This window comes from Pseudonocardia sp., assembly GCF_025965585.1.
In the GTDB taxonomy this organism is placed as follows: Bacteria; Actinomycetota; Actinomycetes; order Mycobacteriales; family Pseudonocardiaceae; genus Pseudonocardia.
In genome coordinates this window covers 1-15,139 of sequence record NZ_JAOPWR010000369.1, presented here as the reverse complement: position 1 = coordinate 15,139, position 15,139 = coordinate 1, and the positions used below count along the sequence as shown (strand labels likewise).

The 15,139-nt window shown below is 73.1% G+C and carries 15 protein-coding genes and 2 pseudogenes; 10 read left to right on the top strand and 7 right to left on the bottom strand.

The genetic code is table 11. The features are described 5' to 3' along the window. Positions 1–663, top strand: a 663-nt coding sequence (locus JWR81_RS22660) for an MBL fold metallo-hydrolase (protein WP_297656607.1), incomplete at its 5' end; no start/stop codon positions are given. A gap of 71 nt (positions 664–734) precedes the next feature. Here JWR81_RS22660 and JWR81_RS22655 read toward each other — a convergent pair. Continuing rightward, complete coding sequence (locus JWR81_RS22655) at positions 735–1,892, bottom strand: permease (protein WP_297656604.1); 1,158 nt, start codon at positions 1,890–1,892, stop codon at positions 735–737. Positions 1,893–2,300: 408 nt separating this feature from the next. After that, the gene (locus JWR81_RS22650) at positions 2,301–4,190 is read right to left on the bottom strand and encodes a penicillin-binding transpeptidase domain-containing protein (protein WP_297656601.1); all 1,890 of its coding nucleotides are present in this window, start codon (positions 4,188–4,190) and stop codon (positions 2,301–2,303) included. A gap of 223 nt (positions 4,191–4,413) precedes the next feature. On the opposite strand from JWR81_RS22650, the gene JWR81_RS22645 reads away from it, so the two are divergent. Both JWR81_RS22645 and JWR81_RS22640 read left to right on the top strand, forming a co-directional pair. Further along, positions 4,414–5,604, top strand: a complete 1,191-nt coding sequence (locus JWR81_RS22645) for a lactate 2-monooxygenase (RefSeq protein WP_297656598.1) — start codon at positions 4,414–4,416, stop codon at positions 5,602–5,604. Between the two features lie 157 nt (positions 5,605–5,761). Further along, entirely contained in the window at positions 5,762–7,579 is a 1,818-nt protein-coding gene (locus tag JWR81_RS22640; protein ID WP_297656596.1) for a serine/threonine-protein kinase, read from the top strand. A 79-nt stretch (positions 7,580–7,658) separates the two neighbouring features. Here the strand turns inward: JWR81_RS22640 and JWR81_RS22635 are convergent, their stop codons facing one another. After that, complete coding sequence (locus JWR81_RS22635; RefSeq protein ID WP_297656593.1) at positions 7,659–8,414, bottom strand: sulfite exporter TauE/SafE family protein; 756 nt, start codon at positions 8,412–8,414, stop codon at positions 7,659–7,661. A 189-nt stretch (positions 8,415–8,603) separates the two neighbouring features. Here JWR81_RS22635 and JWR81_RS22630 point away from each other — a divergent pair, with 189 nt between their 5' ends. Continuing rightward, positions 8,604–9,224: a DUF4232 domain-containing protein gene (locus JWR81_RS22630; protein WP_297656590.1), complete on the top strand. Its 621-nt coding sequence runs from the start codon at positions 8,604–8,606 to the stop codon at positions 9,222–9,224. A gap of 3 nt (positions 9,225–9,227) precedes the next feature. On the opposite strand, the pseudogene JWR81_RS22625 reads toward JWR81_RS22630, so the two are convergent. Then, positions 9,228–9,341, bottom strand: a pseudogene (locus JWR81_RS22625) (DUF2000 family protein); the annotation flags it as partial. Positions 9,342–9,519: 178 nt separating this feature from the next. On the opposite strand from JWR81_RS22625, the gene mgrA reads away from it, so the two are divergent. The 3 genes from mgrA to JWR81_RS22610 all read left to right on the top strand — a co-directional run bounded on the left by mgrA (position 9,520) and on the right by JWR81_RS22610 (position 11,507). Continuing rightward, a complete protein-coding gene (gene mgrA, locus JWR81_RS22620) occupies positions 9,520–10,548 on the top strand; it encodes an L-glyceraldehyde 3-phosphate reductase (RefSeq protein ID WP_297656588.1) in 1,029 nt (342 codons plus the stop codon). Between the two features lie 63 nt (positions 10,549–10,611). Then, positions 10,612–10,929: a type II toxin-antitoxin system Phd/YefM family antitoxin gene (locus tag JWR81_RS22615; RefSeq protein WP_297656585.1), complete on the top strand. Its 318-nt coding sequence runs from the start codon at positions 10,612–10,614 to the stop codon at positions 10,927–10,929. Then, positions 10,926–11,507: a Fic family protein gene (locus JWR81_RS22610; RefSeq protein ID WP_297656582.1), complete on the top strand. Its 582-nt coding sequence runs from the start codon at positions 10,926–10,928 to the stop codon at positions 11,505–11,507. Before JWR81_RS22615 ends, JWR81_RS22610 begins: the two co-directional genes overlap by 4 nt. Here JWR81_RS22610 and JWR81_RS22605 read toward each other — a convergent pair. Next, complete coding sequence (locus JWR81_RS22605) at positions 11,500–12,696, bottom strand: MFS transporter (RefSeq protein WP_297656579.1); 1,197 nt, start codon at positions 12,694–12,696, stop codon at positions 11,500–11,502. The two genes, JWR81_RS22610 and JWR81_RS22605, sit on opposite strands and share 8 nt — an antisense overlap. Continuing rightward, positions 12,693–13,382 (bottom strand): FadR/GntR family transcriptional regulator, encoded by a 690-nt coding sequence (locus JWR81_RS22600; RefSeq protein WP_297656576.1) that lies wholly within the window; start codon positions 13,380–13,382, stop codon positions 12,693–12,695. Before JWR81_RS22600 ends, JWR81_RS22605 begins: the two co-directional genes overlap by 4 nt. Before the next feature lie 234 nt (positions 13,383–13,616). On the opposite strand from JWR81_RS22600, the gene JWR81_RS22595 reads away from it, so the two are divergent. The 3 genes from JWR81_RS22595 to JWR81_RS22585 all read left to right on the top strand — a co-directional run bounded on the left by JWR81_RS22595 (position 13,617) and on the right by JWR81_RS22585 (position 14,791). Beyond that, the gene (locus JWR81_RS22595; RefSeq protein WP_297656573.1) at positions 13,617–13,751 is read left to right on the top strand and encodes a hypothetical protein; all 135 of its coding nucleotides are present in this window, start codon (positions 13,617–13,619) and stop codon (positions 13,749–13,751) included. A gap of 33 nt (positions 13,752–13,784) precedes the next feature. Next, on the top strand, positions 13,785–14,168 hold the full coding sequence (locus tag JWR81_RS22590) for an anti-sigma factor antagonist (protein WP_297656570.1): 384 nt from the start codon (positions 13,785–13,787) through the stop codon (positions 14,166–14,168). A gap of 116 nt (positions 14,169–14,284) precedes the next feature. Then, positions 14,285–14,791: a hypothetical protein gene (locus tag JWR81_RS22585; protein WP_297656567.1), complete on the top strand. Its 507-nt coding sequence runs from the start codon at positions 14,285–14,287 to the stop codon at positions 14,789–14,791. A gap of 125 nt (positions 14,792–14,916) precedes the next feature. On the opposite strand, the pseudogene JWR81_RS22580 reads toward JWR81_RS22585, so the two are convergent. Then, positions 14,917–15,139: pseudogene (locus JWR81_RS22580) on the bottom strand (type 1 glutamine amidotransferase domain-containing protein); the annotation flags it as partial.

The following is a 15,139-nucleotide window of genomic DNA, read 5'->3' as shown; positions in this document are numbered from 1 at the left end:
CTCCACATCGACCACAGCGGCGGGCTCGCACCGGTGGTGTTCGCCGCCTGGATGGCCGGCCGCGACCACCCGCTGACCGTGGTCGGCCCGGCCGGTTCCGACGACCAGCCCGGGTCGGCTCGGTGGTGCGAGTTGCTGTTCGGCACCGATGGGGCGTGGAGCTACCTGCACACCTTCGACGGGTTCGGCATCGACTCCCGCGAAACGCCGAGCGACCCGGCGAGCGATGCGGTGACCGAGGTACTGGACCTCGGAGACCTGCAGGTCACCTCCGTCGCGGTTCCGCACGGAATGATGCCGTCGGTCGCCTACCGGATCGACGCCGCTGATGCATCGGTGGTGTTCTCCGGTGACGTGTCGGCCTACCACCCGCCGCTCGCCGCGCTCGCCCATCGCTGCGGCCTTCTGGTGCACGACATGGCCCTGCCCGAACGGGACGTGCCGCACGGTCACCTGCACGCCAAGCCCTCTGAAGTCGGCAGGCTCGCGGCCGACGCCGAGTGCGCTGCGCTGCTGCTCACCCACGTCATGCCGGCTCTCGAACCCGAGCGGGGGCAGGCGGAGCGTCTCGTCGTCGACCGCTACCGAGGCGCGGTCAACTGGGCGCAGGACCTGGCAGTCCACGCGGTACCGACCCGACATCGGGAGCGGACGGGCCAGTAGGCGAATCAGCCGCCGCCACCGACCGGTCGACTCCACCGCCCCACGGCTACGACCCGGGGGTATGGCGCGGGTCATGCGGTCTGGCCGTGGTCGCTGCCGTCCGGGCTCCCGCCCATCACGCGCAGCATCGGCATCCCGCCCGATCGCGCGAACCGCACCACCAGCGCCGCGGCCACGACGAGGAACACGATGTCGAGCCAGGTGGTGTAGTTCCAGGAGATGCCCTCGTCGGGCAGGTGTGCGCGCCCCCGGTCCGGCACCAGCCCGAGACCGCCGAACACCAGTTCGGCGACGTAGCCGGCGATCGCGGCGGCGGCGTAGAACGCCGCGGAGAGGAACGCGGCCATCCTGAGGCCGTAGTAGCGGCGGTAGATGTTCAGGACGGGCAGGATGATCAGGTCGGCGAAGATGAACGCCACCACGCCGCCGAAGCTGATGCCGCCGGTCCACAGCACCACCGCGAGCGGCACGTTCCCGATCGAGCAGACAAAGCTGATCACGGCGACCAGCGGCCCGACCAGTGGGCCCCACACGGCGGCAGCGGTGGGGTGGCCGGTGAGGAACAGGCTCTGCCAGAACGCGTCGGGCACCCACGCTCCGATCGCGCCCGCGATCAGCAGACCGCCGACGAGGTCCTTCCAGATCGCCGCCCACTCCATCACGAACACGTGCGAGACGGACGTGAACGCCTCCGGCGAGAACAGCCGCTGCCGCAACGACCCGTCGCGCTGCACGGACATGTCCATCGCCGCGTGGCCCTCCATCGACCCGGCCAGCCCCTTCTCGGCCTGACGGCGTGCCTCGTCGAGGAGCTTGCGGCGCAGGCCGAGCCGGAACACCACCGCGAGCGCGACGATCATGATCGGGCCACCGACGAACTCGGCGACGGTGAACTGCCAGCCCATCAGCAGCGCCAGGATCACCCCGAGCTCGACGACGAGGTTGGTGGAGGCGATCTCGAACGCCATCGCCGCGGTGAAGTTCGCGCCCTTGCGGAACAGCGACCGCGCCAGCGCCACCGCGGCGTACGAGCACGACGACGACGCCGCGCCCAGCCCGGCGGCCAGCGCGAGGGTGCGAGGACGGTCGTCGCCGAGCAGCCGCACGATCGTCGCGCGGCGCACCACCGCCTGCACCACCGCCGACAGCGCGAACCCGAGGATCAGCGCCCACAGGATCTCCCAGGTCATCGACCCGGCCAGCCCGAACGCATGCCCGATCGCGTCCATGACCACCACCTCCACTCACGGCCACTGATACCTAGGGGGGGTATTGCTGCGGGCATTGCTACGCCCGTGCGGTACCCGTGTCAACGGGAGGCGCAGCGAATCGAGGCGGAGGTCACCACCGCCGGTGAACCTACGACTGGGCGCGGGTGCGGCGTCCGGGGTGGGTGGGCCGCCCGATCGCAGTGACGGCGGGGGCACCGTTGGGCCGGAGGCGTGACCCGACGCGCAGTCATCGCCTTCGTCCGACACTCCGGTCGTGGGGATCGGTGGGAGCTGCTGTCCGGCCGACCACGGAACAGGTGTCGGCCGAGCGGTTCGCTCACGGAGAGGTCGACGAGCAGGAGTACCGGCAGCGCCTTGACACACTGCGGGGCGGGCCTCGGTCAGTCGTCACACGCTGATCGGGGGTCAGCGTGGCAGCGCTGTGAGGAACTTCTGGGCGATCGGGTTGGACGGGACGTGGCTGGTCTGGCCGTTCTCGACGAACACGGCGAAGGCGAGATCGCCCTGGATCCCGGTGAACCAGGAATGGGCCTGCGGCGGGTCCCCGTGCTCGGCCGTGCCGGTCTTGCCGAGCACCGGGCCGCCGGGAACGCCGCCCAGAGCGGTGGCCGTCCCATCCGTGACGACGGCGCGCATGACCGTCCGCAGGTCCGGCAGGGTGGCAGCGGGTGGCGCGGGTGGTGGATTCTTCGCCGTGGCGGGCTGACCGGCCACCAGCGAGGGTGTCGGGGTGGAGCCGTGGGCGACGGTCGCGGCGATGAGGGCTTCGGAGAACGGGCTGACCAGGTCGGTGCCTTGGCCGAACGCGTTGGCAGCCTGCCCGGCCGCGTCGGTCGCGGGAGTGAACGCGCCGCTGAAGGACGGTGTGGGGAGCTGCCAGCCGGCACCGAAGCCGAAGGTGGCGGCGGCGTGGGCCAGCGCATCGGCGGGCAGCTTCTGCGAGAGCAGCGAGAAGCTGGTGTTGCAGGAGTTCGCGAACGCCCGGGTGAACGTGACGGTGCCCAGATCGAAGTTGTTCTCGTTGGGGATGGTCCGCCCGTCGATCGTGACCTGACCAGGGCAGGGCACCGTGGTGTCGGGGCCGGCGGTGCCGGTGGCCAGCACCGCGTCGGCGGTGACGATCTTGAAGGTGGAGCCGGGCGGGTACTGCCCCGCGAGCGCGATGTCGAAGGGCGCGGTCGCGCTGTTCGCCACGGCCACGACGGCTCCCGTGGAGGGCCGGATCGCCACGATCGCGGCAGCGAGCGGGACCCCGGCAAGGGCGGACTCGGCTGCCCGCTGCACGCCCAGGTCCAGCGTGGTGTGCAGAGCGGCGCCGGGTGCGCCGGCGATCCGGCCGACGGGGAGCGTGGTGTGCTGCGCGGTGGCGATGGTGATCGTCGCGCTCGCGGTGCCGGCGAGCTGGGAGTTGAAGGACTGTTGCAGCCCGGACACCCCGATCTGGTCGGACGCGAGGAACCCGGGGCCCGCCGCTCGGAGGGCGTCGGCGGTGGGTCGGGTGACCTCGCCCAGCAGAGGCTGGGCGAACCCGGGGGTCGGGCCGGTGATCTGGGTGCCGCTCTGGAAGACCGTGCCGGGCAGGTCGTGGATCTGGGCGGCGACCGCCTCGTAGTCGCTGCGGCGCAGCGTGATGACGGGGACGAACGCGGTCGGGGCCGCTTTGCCCACGTCCGCGGAGATGGTCGACGCGTCGACGTGCAGTACCCGGGCCAGGGTGGTGGACAACGACCCGGTGTCGGTGGCGAGCTTCGGCTCGATCCCGACGGTGACCGTGGCGACGGGGGTCGCCAGCGGCTGCCCGGACGCGTCGAGGATCGGCGCCCGGTCGGGCAGCGTCCTGTCCACCACCAGGGCGTCACCCGTCCTGAGGTCGGGATGGACGTCCTGGAGCTGCCAGTGCACCCGCCACTGACCGTCGCTGCCCTTCGCCGTCGCCACCTGGCCGTCGTAGGTCCAGGGCCGCCCGAGGCCGGCCAGATCCCACGACGCCGCGAACGGGACGGATGCCGTGCCGCTGCCGGTGGTCGTGGACAGGCCGGGCGTCAGGCGGGCGCCCGTCGGGTCCAGCGCGGAGAGGACCGGTCTCAGTGCCGGCGTGGCTGCGGCCGGGTCGTCGGTGGCTGCCGCGGCCGCCGTCCCGTCGTTGCGGGCCAGCGCCGACAGGAACGTCGTGGCGGCGGTGACCGACGGGTCCTCGCCGGCAGAGCAGGCGCTCACCACCAGCGCGACCACGATCGCACCGGCAGCCGCCCGCCGGGCGCCACCCCGGCCCCGGTGAGATGCCCTGTCTGCCATCACCACTCCTGCTCACGCGATCGACCTGCGCGCAGGCTAGACCGTGGTGTTCAGGATCGGAGGTACCAGCCGCTCGGCTACTGCTCGTAGTCGCTCGGGGAGATCAACATAGCCATATCAGTCCGGGTGAGGTTGCTCGATAATGACCAGCGACGACGAACGACGAGATCACCGAAACAACATCCCTGCGGTCAGAGCCAGTGTCGAGCAAGAAGGACGAACAATGCCCAACGACGAAAACGCCACCGCACCGTTCTCGTCCTACGCCGCCGAGATCTACCTGCGGGGGCTCGGTGACACGCGTCCCTCCTACCCCACCGATCCCGCGCAGCTCGAGGGCGCCGCCCGCGCGGTGCTGGCCGACGGGCCCTACGGGTACGTGGCCGGGGGAGCGGGGTCCGGCGCGACGATGCGCGCCAACCGGGAGGCTTTCGACCGGTACGGCCTGGTGCCCCGCATGCTGCGCGACACCACCGCGCGCGACTGGTCGACCACCCTGCTCGGCACGACGATGCCCGCGCCGCTGCTGCTCGCCCCGATCGGCGTGCTGTCGATCATGCACAAGGACGGCGAGCTGGCGGTGGCACGCGCGGCGGCGGAGCTGGGGGTGCCGATGGTGCTGTCCACAGCGTCGTCGCACAGCATCGAGGAGGTCGCCGAGGCCTCCGGCACGGGCCCTCGCTGGTACCAGCTCTACTGGCCCACTGAGGACGAGGTGACGGTCAGCATCCTCGCCCGCGCCCGGGCGGCCGGGTTCACCACGCTCGTCGTCACGCTCGACACGTGGACGCTCGGCTGGCGCCCGATGGACCTCGACGGCGCCTACCTGCTGTTCCTGCGCGGCGTCGGCACCGCCACGCCGTTCTCCGACCCCGCCTTCCGCGCGGGCCTCGCCAAGGCCCCCGAGGACGACCTGATGGCCGCGGTCGGGCGCTGGGTGCCGATGTTCACCGGCACCGCGCTGCGCTGGGACCGCCTCGACCTCATCCGCGAGCACTGGGACGGCCCGATCGTGCTCAAGGGCATCCAGCACGTCGACGACGCGCTGCGGGCGCTCGACGCCGGGATGGACGGCATCGTCGTCTCCAACCACGGCGGCCGCCAGGTCGACCGCGCGATCGGCTCGCTCTCCACCCTGCCGGGCATCCTCGCCGCGGTGGACGGCCGCGCACCGGTCCTGTTCGACTCCGGCATCCGCACCGGGGCCGACGCCGCCGTGGCGCTCGCCCTGGGGGCCGACGCGGTGCTGCTGGGGCGCCCGTACTCCTACGGGCTCGCGCTGGGCGGGCAGGACGGCGTCCGGCATGTGGTGCGCAGCGTGCCGGCTGAGCTCGACATCACGCTCGCCCTGTCCGGATTCGCGGACCTCGCGTCCCTGCGGGCGGCGTCCGATGCGGTGACGCACCTGCGCTGACGTGCGCCGGAAGGCTGTGCGCGGACGACACGGCCGGGACGGTGTCCTCCGCGCACCGCGGGTGTGGCGACGGGGTCGCGGCGCGGGGATCCCTGCCGATGCCATAGTGGTGCCTGGCGCCACCGAGCGGTTCGGGGCCCGGGAGAGGGAGGACGGCGTGGAGGGGGTCACCGCTCTGCTCGCCGCGCTGCTCACCATGCTGCACCGGTCGGTGTCCCCGGACGTCTGCCCGGGCGGGTGGCCGTGGGCCGTGTCCGCGCTGGGCGTCGGGGTCGGGCTGCTGCCCACCGTCGGTGCGCTGATCGTCGCCCTGCTGCGCAGGCGCATCGGGTCGCACTACGGCGCTGCCGAGGCGTTCGTGCTGGCCTCCGCGGGCATCGTCACCGCGGGGCTGCTGCCGCTGACCGTGTTCATGGCCACCGCCCGCATCTTCACCGCGGCCGCCACCGGCGGCGTCTCGGGCCTTGGGCGCGCAGGCGTGCGCTCGCTCGGGAGCGACGCGTGCTTCGCGCTCGGCTCGCAGGCCGACTACCTCGGCAGCGGCAGCGTCGCCGACGCGTTCAGCGGTGCCGATCCCGTCCGCCTCGGCCTCGCCCTGTTCCTGCTGCTGCTCGCCCCGCTGTTCACGGCCCTGTTCGTGCTCACGCAGGCCCGGCTGGCGCTTCGCCGCGGGCCGCGCTGGCCGTCGAAGTTCTTCTGGGTGCCCGTCCTCGCGGTCGCCTTCCTCACCGTCAGCGTCCCGGCCGGCACCGCGGGCCAACTCTGGCTCGGCGCCGCGCTCGGGTCGTTCCTGGGGATCGTCATCGTGCTCGTGGCGGGTACGCCGTCGCGGGAGGTCGTGCGGCGCTCGCTCGCCCCACCGGAGCCCGCCCGCCGCCCGGTCGCGAGCCCACCGAGCCGATCGGTGGCCGCGCCCGCGAGCCGATCCGTCGCCACCGCGGCGCCCGCCGAGCCCCGGCAGAAGCTCTCCGACCGGCTGGCCGAGCGGTTCGCCGCCCGCCAGGCCGTGCCGCCCGTCGTGCCGGTGCCACGCCCCGCTCCCGAGCGGACGGCCGCGGCGCCGGTCGGCCGGGCCAACCCGCCCACCCTCGTGGCCGGCGCCCCGCTGTTCCCGGCCCCGCCGACGCCGCGCTTCCGGCTGATCCGCAGGCTCGGTTCGGGCGGCTTCGGCCGCGTCTGGCTGGCCCAGGACGCAAAGCTGGGGCACGTGGTGGCGCTCAAGGCCGCCCACGCCCCGGACGCCGAGACCGAGCAGCGCATCCAGCGCGAGGCCCAGGCCCTGGCCGCCGTGCGCCACCCGCACTGCGTCCGCATCCACGACCTCGTCCCGGCCCGCAGTGACCCCGGCCTCGCCGAGCTCGACGGCATGGTCATCGTCATGGGCTACGTCGAGGGCTCCTCGCTGGGCGACCTCGTGCGCTCCCGCGGCGTGCTCGACGACGTCGCCGCCGCCCGCGTCTGGCTCAGCCTCGCCGGCGCCCTGCACGCCGCCCACCAGCAGGGCGTGCTGCACCGCGACGTCAAACCCGGCAACGTGGTGGTGGACCAGGGCGGGTTCGCCCACCTCATCGACTTCGGCATCGCCCGCAAGTCCGGCGACGCCACGATGACCCAGACCGGCTTCGTGCTCGGCACCCCCGACTTCCTCTCGCCGGAGGCGGCGTGCGGCGAGCGGGCCACACCAGCGTCCGACGCCTGGCAGCTCGCGGCCACCGTGTCGTTCGCGCTCACCGGGCAGCCGCCGCGGGGCGGCCATGCCGACGCCGTGTCGGGGCTGCGGGCGGCCGCGTCCGGGGCGGCGCTGTCGCACCTGCCGCGGCGCACGGCCCACCTCGCGCTGCTGCAGGCGGCGATGGACAACGACCCCGCCCGCCGGCCCCCGCTGCCGGCGGTCCAGCGTGCGCTCGCGGACTGGCTGCAGCGCAACGGCACCTCCGTCACGGGTCCGGTGACCGTCGGCATCCGGGTGCGGTGACCGGCCGGATCGTCGGCCTCGTGGGCCTGGTGCCGGCAGGTTGCGGGTACCGCGATCACGCGGACCTCCGATCACCTAGTCAGAAGGCGTCCAGGGCCAGCACCACGGCCAGGCCGATGCCCGCCAGCGCGATCCCGACGCGCAGCAACGTGGCCGGGATCCGGCGCGACACCACGGGCCCGACGCGCGCCCCCGCGAGCAGCCCGATGGCCAGCGGGAGCGCGGCCAGCCAGTCGACGTGCCCGAACACCGCGAACCCGATGGCCGCGACTCCGTTGGCCAGGCCCAGCAGCACGTTCTTGAGCGCGTTGCCCTGCAGCAGCGACACCGGCAGGCTGACGAGGATCAGCGCCAGCATGAGCACGCCCGCCGCGGCGCCGAAGTAGCCGCCGTACACCGCCACCGCGAAGATGCCGGCGAGCACGGCGGCGCTCGTGCGGGGCGGGCCCGCGGCCGGCTCGGGCACGGGCCGGAACCACGGCTGGAACAGCAGCACCACCGACGCCCCGCCCACGAGGAACGGCACGATCCGCTCGAAAGTGCCGGGCGGCGTCAGCAGCACGAGCCCGGCCCCGAGGGCCCCGCCGGTGCCGGTGAGCAGCGCGAACCGCTTGACGGTCGCGCCCTGCCCGGCCAGCTCGGGGCCGGAGCCGGTGACCGAGCCGATCGAGCTGCACGTCAGGGCGACGGTGTTGGTGACGTTGGCGATGACGGGGGGCAGCCCCGCGGCGAGCAGGGCGGGGTAGGAGAACAGCGACGCGAGCCCCGCGATCGACCCCGACAACCCCGCCCCGACGCCCGCGAGGACGAGCAGGAGGAAGGTGCCGACGGTCATCTCCACGACCCTATCCGCGCACCGTGCAGACACGGTGGCCGCCGTGCGAACGTCACAGCATCTGCACGGGCGTCCCGGGTAGAGGGGCGGGATCATGATCGCCCGATCGGATGGTTCGCCATGGCAACCGGATCCATGGTCCACACGTCCTCAGTTGTAGGGGCACAGACCACAGGATCGGGGGATCTCATGATCAGGAAACGAGGACGCGGGCTCGTGCTCGCCGTCGGGGTGCTGGGGGTGATCGCCGCGGGATGCTCGGCGAATGCGACTCTGGCGCCCACCGCACCGCCGACCACGGAGCCGGTCGCCGCAGCGACCCCGGCCGGCGCCGCCACGCCCGGTGTCACGTCCGACCCGCCGGCACCGGCGCCGGCGGACACCAACCCGGCGAACTGCGCCACGTCGGAGCTGAAGGGCTCGCTCGGGCCGTCGGAGGGAGCCGCCGGTTCGGTCGTCCAGACCCTGTTGCTCACCAACGTCGGCACCCGCACGTGCGAGCTCCGCGGCTTCCCGGGCGTCTCGTACGTGGCGGGCGAGGACGGCCACCAGGTCGGCCCGGCCGCCGCGATGTCCGGCCCGCGCGGCGGTGAGGTGCAGCTGGCGCCCGGGAAGTCGGCGGGCGCGGCGCTGAAGCTGGTCAACGTCCAGAACTACGACACCGCGGTCTGCAAGCCCACCCCGGTGCGCGGCCTGCGCGTGTACCCGCCCGGCGACACCTCGTCGCTCTACGTTCCGCGCGACGGCACCGGCTGCGCGGGCACGCCGCCCGGGGACCAAATCACCGTCCAGACGGTGACCGCCCAGTAGTCGTCAGCGGTGCAGGGTCGCTCCCTTGAGGACCTTGTCCACCGCGTTGCGGGGGCCGTGCACGGCGAGGCCGACGAGATCGAGGTCTGCGCCGGGCACGGCCGCCGCCGCATTGTCGAGGTGTTCCACGCCCACCTGCACCGGCGTGCGGGGGAGTGCGAGGCGATCTAGGGGAACATGGCTGCCTTCGGGCTGGGCGCCGCCGGCCGGTTGACGCCGATCGCGGAGTCGAGCACGGCGCGCCTGCGCATCAGGGCCCGCGACAAGGCCTGACCCGCCGGGGCAGGATGTGCGCGTGACCTACCTCGCGGACCCCTCGCGCTACGAGAACGCTCTCTACCGCCGCACCGGCCGCAGCGGCCTCGACCTGCCCGCGATCTCGCTGGGCCTGTGGCACAACTTCGGTGACGACATGCCCCTCAACACCCAGCGCGCGATCCTGCGCCGGGCGTTCGACCGCGGTGTCACCCACTTCGACCTCGCCAACAACTACGGCCCGCCCTACGGCAGCGCGGAGAAGAACTTCGGCACGATCTTCGCCCAGGACTTCCGGCCCTACCGTGACGAGCTGGTGCTCTCCACGAAGGCCGGCTACGACATGTGGCCGGGCCCGTACGGACAGGGCGGCGGCTCGCGGAAGTACCTGCTGTCCAGCCTCGACCAGTCGCTGGCCCGCATGGGCGTCGACTACGTGGACATCTTCTACAGCCACCGCTTCGACCCGACCACGCCGCTCGAGGAGACGATGGGCGCGCTCGACACGGCTGTCCGTTCCGGCCGCGCGCTGTACGCCGGCATCTCCTCCTACAGCGGCGAGCGCACCCGTGAGGCCGTCGCGATCCTGCGCGAGCTCGGCACGCCGCTGCTGATCCACCAGCCGTCCTACTCGATGCTCAACCGCTGGATCGAGGAGGACCTGCTCGACGTCCTCGGCGAGGAGGGCGTGGGCTGCATCGCGTTCTCGCCGCTGGCGCAGGGCATGCTGACCAGCAAGTACCTCGACGGTGTCCCGCAGGGCTCGCGCGCCTCGCAGGACAAGTCGCTCTCGCCGGACCTGCTCACCGACCAGACGCTCCACCACGTCCGCGCGCTGAACGAGATGGCGGCCGCGCGTGGCCAGTCGCTCGCCCAGATGGCCCTGGCGTGGGCCCTGCGCGACGAGCGCGTGACGTCGGTGCTGATCGGCGCGAGCAGCGTCGTCCAGCTCGACGACAGCCTGGGCGCGCTGGACACCCTGGCGTTCACCGACGACGAGCTGGGCGCCATCGACAAGCACGCCGTCGAGGGCGGGATCAACCTGTGGAAGACCTCCAGCGACTCGTGATCGCACTCGGATGATCTCCCGGCAGCGTACCCGGATGTGTACGCATTCGGGTACGCTACCCGCGTGAAGCCACCCGAGGTGCTGTCGTTCCGGGAGTTCCGCGCAGGCCTGGCCGCCACGTTCAAGCGCGTCCAGGGCGACGGACCGGTGTTCGTGGGCGCCCATCGCAAGCCCGAGGCCGTCGTCATGTCGGTGGCGCACTACCGGGATCTCGTCGAGGCGTCCGAGCGCCGCCAGGCCGTCGCGGAGGCGCTGGCCTCGGTGCGGGCGGAGGGGCTCGAACCCGACGAGGACGTCGTCACCATGTTCGCCGCGGTCAGCGCGGGGGAGCTCAGCTCCGACGCGCTGCGTGAGCAGATCCTGGCGCGCTACCGCCGGTGACCTGGGACCCCTACCTGGACCTCGACTCCGGGGTCCTGCGCAACCTGCTCGGCATCACCGACGCCGACGAGCTGCGCCGGGCCGAGGCCGGACTCTCCGCGTCGCGGATCTACGACCTCGCCCGGGCCCCGTTGCCGGGCGGCTACGACCTGCCCCACCTGCAGGCGTTCCACCGTCGCATCTTCGGCGACATCTACGACTGGGCCGGTGAGCTGCGCACCGTCTCGATCGGGCGGGGCGCCCTGTTCTGTCTCCCCGAGCACATCGCCGGCGACGCCGAGGAGCTGTTCGCCTGGCTCGCCCGTACCGGCCACCTGCGCCACCTGGACCGCGAGGACTTCGTCGACGGCCTCGCCGAGCTGCTTTCCGACCTCAACGCACTGCACCCGTTCCGTGACGGCAACGGCCGTGCGCAGCGGGCATTCGTCGCGCAGTTCGCCCATGACGCCGGCCATCCCGTGCGCTGGTCGGCGATGGATCCCGAGGAGAACGTGACGGCGTCCCGCGCGGCGCACGAGGGCGACGACGGCCCGCTGCGTGCAATGCTCGACAAGCTCGTCCGGCAGGCCGTCACGTAGCCGCGGACCGCACGAACCGGTCCCGGCCCGCGGGCACACCCACGATCGCCTGCGGCACGAACAGCACCAGTACCAGCAGCAGCGGCACGGTCCACGTGCCGGTGAGGTCGTGCAGCAGCCCCACCGCGAACGGACCGGCCGCTGCCACCGTGTACCCCACGCTCTGAGCCATTCCCGAGAGCTGGGAGGCGTGAGCCGGGTCGGGGGAGCGCAGGCCCATGAACGTCAGCGCCAGCCCGAGGGCCGCACCCTGCCCCAGCCCGAGCACCGCCATCGACGCGATCTCCGCGCCCGGCACGGCCAGCACCCCGAGCAGACCCACCGCGGTCACCGCCGTCACCCCGACCGCGAGCAGCCGCTGGCGGGGGATCGCCGTGGCCAGCAGCGGGGCCAGGAGCCCGCCCACGATGCCGGTGAGGCTGGACAGCGACAGCAGCAGCCCGGCCGTGCCGGCGTCGAAGCCGCGCTCCACGAACACCGCGGGCAGCCACGAGGCCAACGCGTAGTAGGTCAGCGACTGCAGACCCATGAACGCCGTCACCTGCCACGCCAGCGGGCTGCGCCAGAGCCCTGCCACCCGGGCCGCGCCCATGACGGTGCCGCGGCCACGCACCTGGGGCAGCCAGCACAGCAGCGCCAGCAGCGCGAACAGGCCCCACATGCCCAGTCCGCCCCTCCAGTCCAGACCGGTGGCACGGGCCAGCGGCACCGTGATCCCGGCCGCGAGCGCACCACCGGCCGAGATCGACATCGAGAACAGGCCGGTCATGAGGCCGGTGCGGTGGGCGAAGTCTCGCTTGATCAGCGCCGGCAGCAGGACGTTGCCCGTGGCGATCGCGGCCCCGGCCAGCACGGTGCCGGCGAACAGCGCCACAGTCGCGGGGATCAGCCGGACGGCGAAGCCGACGCACAGCAGCGCCAACGCGACCAGCAGTGCCCGCTCGATCCCGATCCGACGTGCCAGCCGGGGCGCGATCGGGGCCAGCAGGCCGAAGCACAGCACCGGCAGCGCCGTCAGCACGCCAGCCGCCGTGGCCGACAGCCCGGCGCTCACGCGGATCTCCGTCAGCAGCGGCGACACCCCGACCACGGCCGGGCGCAGGTTCGACGCGATGAGGACGACCCCGACGCCGACCCACCACACTGGGGTGGTGCTCGTCCGCGGCGGTGGCGCGACCGTGGCGGTCACCGGTGCCCGACGGTGCGCGTCACCAGGGCGCGCGCGGCGTCGAGGTAGGTGTCGGCTGCGGCGCGGGCGGCGTCGGGGTCCCGGGCCTCGATCGCAGCGGCGAGCTCCTCGTGGCCGGGGAAGCCCACCGGGTCGTCGTCCAGCTCGTCGACCTCGGTGACGCTGCGCTGCACGGCCTCGGTCAGCCCGGCGTACAGGTCGATGAGCACGGGGTTGCCGGTCGCAGCGACGACGGCCTCGTGGAACGCCAGGTCGGCGGCCGCGAACGCCGCGCGATCGCTGCTGTCGCACGCCTCCCGGCGAGCGCGGGCCGCCTCCCGGATCGCGGCCATGTCGGCGTCGGTGCGCTGCTCGGCGGCCGCCACCGCGGCGTCGCGTTCGAGGCTGGTGCGCACGGCGAGCACGTCCAGCACGGTGGAACGACGCGCCCGGCGCAGGAAGGCGGCACCGAGGTCGCTGGTGGCCCGGACGTAGGTGCCGTCACCGCGCCGCGGTTCGAGCAGGCCGGCGTGCTCGAGCGCGCGCACGGCCTCGCGCACCGTGTTGCGGCCGACGCCGAGTGCTGCGACCAGCTCCGGTTCCGACGGGATCTTGGACCCAACCGGCCACTCACCCGCGCCGATCAGCCCCTCGAGCTGGGCCATCACCTCGTCGCACACCCGTCCCGAACGCACCGTCGTCAACACAGGAGACAACCTAACATCCCATGTTTGCCAGCTCCCGTTATCGCACGCGCAGCGCCGGCGGCCGCTACGACTGGGACGTGGCCGACGCCGTGCTGAAGCAGAGCGCCGGCGTGGAGCTCCGGTTCACCGTGTGCTCCACCTCGCGGCGGACCGCGCGCGAGCCGACCGACCTCCTGCGCCCTCGCCGGCCCACGACCGGTTCGCGCGCGCCTGCTGGTCGACAAGTTCCGCCTCATGGACCACGTCGACGGCGAGATCGTCCGGCTCCTCCCGGCCGCCGACGCGTTCGCCCGGCTCGCCACCGCGGTCCGCGCGGGCCGACCGAGCCTGGAGCTGTGGACTACACCCCTGTTCCTGACCGCCGGGTAGGGCTCGGGGACCCGCTGCGCTAGCGTGCAGGAGATGAGTGACCCGGACAGCCTGATGATGATCTCGACCGCCACGGTCGGGTCGGCGGTCGTCGTGACGGTCGCCGGCGAACTGGACCTGCACACCGCGCGCGAGCTCATGACCTCGGTGGACGACACCTTCGCTCTGCCCGATCTGGGTGGCGTCGTCATCGACCTCACCGGCGTCAGCTTTCTGGGCTCGTCGGGCCTCGGCACCTTGGCCGAGCTCGCCACGCGCGCGCCCGCCTGCCGGCCGGGTGCGGCGCCGGTGGCGGTCCGGCTGGTGTCCCCGCCCGAGAATCTCGCTGTCATCCGGCCGTGGGAGACCATGAACCTGCAGCAGATCCTGCCGCTCTACCCGGACGTCACGGCCGCGCTGGCCGACCTCCCTCGCTAGCCCGCCGTTCCTCGGCGCGGTGCGAGCCCGCGAGCGGGACCACGCTGTCCTGTTCCGTGGGGCTCGCGGGCGCCGATGCGTTCCTGTTCGACCGGCCCGCTCGGTAGGTTCACGGGATGACTGCTGCCGTGCCCGCCGTGCCCACCGTCGACGAGGTGCGGACCGCCTACCGCGACGAGCTGGGCCCGAGCGAGAAGGCGGCCCTGTCGTCGTGGCTGGGGTTCACCGTCACCTTCGCGGCGGTCCGCTCCATCACCTACGCCATCCGCGACGGCCGGGGCCCGTTCCGCAACCTCAGCGTCGGGGGAGCGCACCTGCACCACTACATGTGGGGCATCGGGATGCTCGCGGGCGTCGGTGCCGTCGCGGTCCGCGGGACCGACCGCGCCCGCCGTCATCCGTTGGTCGGCGCCGCGTACGGATCCGGCCTGGCACTGATCGTCGACGAGTTCGCACTGCTCCTCGACCTCAAGGACGTGTACTGGACGAAGCAGGGCCGGATCTCGGTCGACCTCGGGGTCGGCGTGGTGGCGCTGGGCGGCACGGCCTTCGCGGCGTTGCCGATCCTGCGCAGGCTGGTCCGCAACCGTCGCCCGGGCGCTCAGACCAGCCCGCGACGGTAGGCGCCGGCTACGGCCTGGGCGCGGTCCCGGCGTCGATCTCGGCGAGCAGCCGGTTGAGCGGTCACGTGTCGTCGCGCTCCTGAGCCGACCGCAGGCACCTGCGATCGGTGTTCGCCGGCAGGTGGTCAGGCCCCCAGCATCTCCAGCACGCGCTTTGCGGTGCCCGTCGACGACGCTGGGTTCTGTCCGGTGATCAGGCGCCCGTCCACCTCCACGTGCGGGCCCCAGGCCTTGCTGCGGCCGTACGTGGCACCGAGGTCCGCGAGACGGTCCTCGAGCAGGAACGGCACCACGTCGGTGAGGCCGACCCCGGCCTCCTCCTCGTCGGCGAAGCCCGTGACGTGCCGG

Excerpts from the sequence above, each read along its gene's own strand:
- JWR81_RS22655 (WP_297656604.1), bottom strand. The coding sequence starts at position 1,892 with ATGGACGCGATCGGGCATGCGTTCGGGCTGGCCGGGTCGATGACCTGG.
- JWR81_RS22650 (WP_297656601.1), bottom strand. The coding sequence starts at position 4,190 with ATGGCAGACAGGGCATCTCACCGGGGCCGGGGTGGCGCCCGGCGGGCG.
- JWR81_RS22645 (WP_297656598.1), top strand. The coding sequence starts at position 4,414 with ATGCCCAACGACGAAAACGCCACCGCACCGTTCTCGTCCTACGCCGCC.
- JWR81_RS22635 (WP_297656593.1), bottom strand. The coding sequence starts at position 8,414 with ATGACCGTCGGCACCTTCCTCCTGCTCGTCCTCGCGGGCGTCGGGGCG.
- JWR81_RS22630 (WP_297656590.1), top strand. The coding sequence starts at position 8,604 with ATGATCAGGAAACGAGGACGCGGGCTCGTGCTCGCCGTCGGGGTGCTG.
- JWR81_RS22595 (WP_297656573.1), top strand. The coding sequence starts at position 13,617 with ATGGACCACGTCGACGGCGAGATCGTCCGGCTCCTCCCGGCCGCCGAC.
- JWR81_RS22590 (WP_297656570.1), top strand. The coding sequence starts at position 13,785 with ATGAGTGACCCGGACAGCCTGATGATGATCTCGACCGCCACGGTCGGG.
- JWR81_RS22585 (WP_297656567.1), top strand. The coding sequence starts at position 14,285 with ATGACTGCTGCCGTGCCCGCCGTGCCCACCGTCGACGAGGTGCGGACC.